Below are 3,043 nucleotides of genomic sequence, written 5' to 3'. Positions count from 1 at the left end.
GCTACGACAAGTTGGACGTGAGCGGTTTTATCCATCACCGCATCAACCATTCCAAGGAATTTGCAGACCGCCAGAACCATATCAACGGCATTGAGAATTTTTGGAATCAGGCAAAACGCGTCTTGCGCAAATACAACGGAATCGACCGCAAATCTTTCCCACTGTTCTTGAAAGAATGTGAGTTTCGATTTAACTTCGGCACACCGTCTCAACAGCTTAAAATCCTGCGGGATTGGTGTGGAATTTAGGGCTAATCTACGTCAGCCCCCTTTCAATTCACCGCCTGACATATTTCGTGCCCTATCCAGCATTCGGGTAAACTCGGCTTGACGAATATTTTGGTGCAGCTCGAAGGATAAATCGACAGATTTCGGAAAATCCGTGCGCATAAAGATATCGCGACTGTCGTAGGCAATACGGCTGCTGATTCCTTTCTTCTGATACCGGTTCTGCCATTTCTTAAATATCGCCAAACCTGCTTCATCACACCATTTCACACGCCAACCGCTTTTTCCCTGACTTCATCTGCGAGCTGCAAGATGGACGGATTTTAGTACTAGAATACAAAGGCGAGGCCTATAAGACCAATGACGATAGCAAAGAGAAATGCTTGATTAGCAAGCATTGAGCACAGATGAGCGAAGGACGGTGTTTGTTCGCCATGATTGTGGAGCGAGACGAACAGCGTCGGAATATGCGCCAGCAAATCTTGGGTGCGATCCAGTCTTAGAAACTCTGCCACAGTACTAAGTCAGCAATAGCAGGGATGTTATTCTAGGCTGTCTGAACACATCAGACAGCCTAGAATTTTATCTGCAACACATTCAGCAATACCGCCAAGTTCTGCTGGTATGCCTCGCCTGTGTGCCCGTAAAAATGGTAGGCAAAAGCCAGCTTGTCCAGCACATCGGCAATCTCCTCCGCGCCGTAACTCTGCTGGAAAATATGGAAATATTGTGAAGCTGAAATTAACCAGCCTTATGCAGCATTATCTCTTGCGAAACAACAAATCTGCTGCAATACCGCTGCCCATAAACACTGCCGTAGCTGCGCCCATTAGGGTAAAGGAGGGTAACCAGGTATCGGAAAATTCATATAGCCCGCCCACTACTAGCGGTGCAAAAGAGGCGATGATATAGCCGGAGCACTGCACCACGGAGGAAATGCGGCGATTTTCGTTTAATGTATCAGCTAGAGCCAGGATAGCCGTGAAAACCGCGACATATGCACCACCGCAGCCGATGCCGCCCATCACGTCCCACAGCAGCCATAAATCGGGAGCGAGGTAGAATCCGGTGGGCACGAGAAACCAGGTGGTACCGGAAATGGCAAACAGTGAGGCAGAGCTGAGCTTTAACCGTTTAGCCAGAATGGGGATGGCGTAATTCCCGCCTAACACTTTGTATGGTGTTGACCAAATCAGCGAGGCCACCATGCTGGTGTTGCCGGTTTCAAGGTCGATGCCGGCTTTGTCGCCACTACCGTTACGCAACTTGCCCCATTCGTAGTCTACGTCGTAGCCAAAATACAGACCGGGAGGCGGCAGCGCGCCTGTGTGCGAGCCGGTGGTCGCGCCGGGCTGCATGGGGCTGACACCTTCTTGGGCGTGTGCTGTGCCGAAAGGCAGTAAGAGCACAGCCAATAGGGAAAGCTTGAACTGCGTATTCATGTTCTGCTCCTCAGATTTTATTTTCAGGTAGCCTGCTTGAGGCTACCTGAAACTTTGGTATTAGCGTTTTTTCAAGCCCAGAATGGCGCGGGCTTCATCTGGCGTGGCCACTGCTTTATCGGCTTCGTTGATGATGCGGATGGCACGTTCGGTGAGAGAGAGATTGGTGGCGAGCACACCTTTGGAGTAGTACACATTGTCTTCCAAACCAACACGCACATGGCCGCCCATGGCTAAGGTGGTCAGCAGAACCGGCAAATGGTCGCGGCCGATGCCGAATGCGCCCCAAGTGGCGTCTTTAGGCAGCAGGCTGCGCAGGTAAACCAAGTCTTCCACCCGTGCGGAAGCCGCGCCCAGCACGCCCAGCACCAGTTGGAAGTGCAGTGGTGAAGCGAGGAAACCTTTGGTTTGGAAGTATTTCACACAGGCGTGGATCATGCCGCTGTCGAAAATCTCGATTTCGGTTTTGATCTCCAACTCCTGCATGGTTTGGCCGAGTTTGGACAAAAATTCGGGACTGTTTTCAAACACCCCGCCGGGAAGCCAGTTGAACGAGCCGGCATCAAACGAGGCGATTTCAGGCTGTACATAGGCCAGGTGTTCCATGCGCTGTTCGTAGGTGGCGCGGTGGTCGCCGGCAGTGGTTACGTTGATAACGATGTCGCAGGTGTCGCGGATGCGGTCGATGGTTTCTTTGAATTTATGCTTGTCCATCGTGCCCAAGCCTTGGTCGTCACGCATATGTAGGTGCACCACAGATGCGCCTGCCTTCCAGCATTTGTATGCATCTTCGGCAATTTCTTTTGGTGTAATCGGCACATTCGGATTCAATTCTTTGGGCGTTACTGCGCCAGTAGTGGCTACGGTGAGAATAACTTTATCGCTCATGGTCGGTACCTCTTCAGCTAGAATTAAAGGAGATTGCAGATGACTCCGCAACGATGCTGTGAGGCATTAAACACCAGTGCCCAAAGAAACTGAAATGCTATTTATGCGCCTGATTATGTATTTTTTAGATAAGTGCCAACCCATTGGCGACATTAAGAGAGAAAGGTTTGTAGGCTACCTGAAAAAGTGAAACCGATGATCGGGCAAAGCTTGTTTGGCCTGTGGTAATCAAATTTGCCTTAGAGCAAGTCGATGCTGCATCGGTCGCATAAGCAAGATGACAGTACTTATTGCGCATTCAATTCTCTATAGCCAAAACACGTTGTTTCCTACGGTCTGAGCCTTCTCTGTATTGTTTGTATAGTAAATTAAAAACAAAATAGTACAATATTCAACTTTGAAGGTCTAACCATGGCATACTCTGCGGACTTAAGGAACAAAGCTTTAAACTATTACGAACAATGCAAAAACATCAGCCAAACCGCA

Annotated in this window: 4 protein-coding genes; 1 reads left to right on the top strand and 3 read right to left on the bottom strand. The window is 49.5% G+C overall.

Features of this window, described 5'->3' with window-relative positions:
- Positions 1 to 248 (top strand): transposase (locus A7Q00_RS06180; RefSeq protein WP_179946206.1); only part of this gene is annotated, 248 nt, incomplete at its 5' end.
- A 12-nt stretch (positions 249 to 260) separates the two neighbouring features.
- Here A7Q00_RS06180 and A7Q00_RS06175 read toward each other — a convergent pair.
- The 3 genes from A7Q00_RS06175 to A7Q00_RS06165 all read right to left on the bottom strand — a co-directional run bounded on the left by A7Q00_RS06175 (position 261) and on the right by A7Q00_RS06165 (position 2,557).
- Positions 261 to 497, bottom strand: coding sequence for a hypothetical protein (locus A7Q00_RS06175; RefSeq protein WP_245637540.1), 237 nt, complete (start codon positions 495 to 497; stop codon positions 261 to 263).
- Positions 498 to 988: 491 nt separating this feature from the next.
- A complete protein-coding gene (locus A7Q00_RS06170; protein ID WP_064089734.1) occupies positions 989 to 1,669 on the bottom strand; it encodes a hypothetical protein in 681 nt (226 codons plus the stop codon).
- Between the two features lie 60 nt (positions 1,670 to 1,729).
- Entirely contained in the window at positions 1,730 to 2,557 is an 828-nt protein-coding gene (locus A7Q00_RS06165; RefSeq protein WP_064089733.1) for a beta-keto acid cleavage family enzyme, read from the bottom strand.
- Positions 2,558 to 3,043 lie beyond the last annotated feature (486 nt).

Source organism: Eikenella halliae, from assembly GCF_001648475.1.
Classification (GTDB): domain Bacteria; phylum Pseudomonadota; class Gammaproteobacteria; order Burkholderiales; family Neisseriaceae; genus Eikenella; species Eikenella halliae.
This window is presented reverse-complemented; position numbering and strand designations above follow the sequence as displayed.

What these genes read in the sequence shown, in the direction of transcription:
- A7Q00_RS06170 (WP_064089734.1), bottom strand. Translation starts at nt 1,669, where the DNA reads ATGAATACGCAGTTCAAGCTTTCCCTATTGGCTGTGCTCTTACTGCCT.
- A7Q00_RS06165 (WP_064089733.1), bottom strand. Translation starts at nt 2,557, where the DNA reads ATGAGCGATAAAGTTATTCTCACCGTAGCCACTACTGGCGCAGTAACG.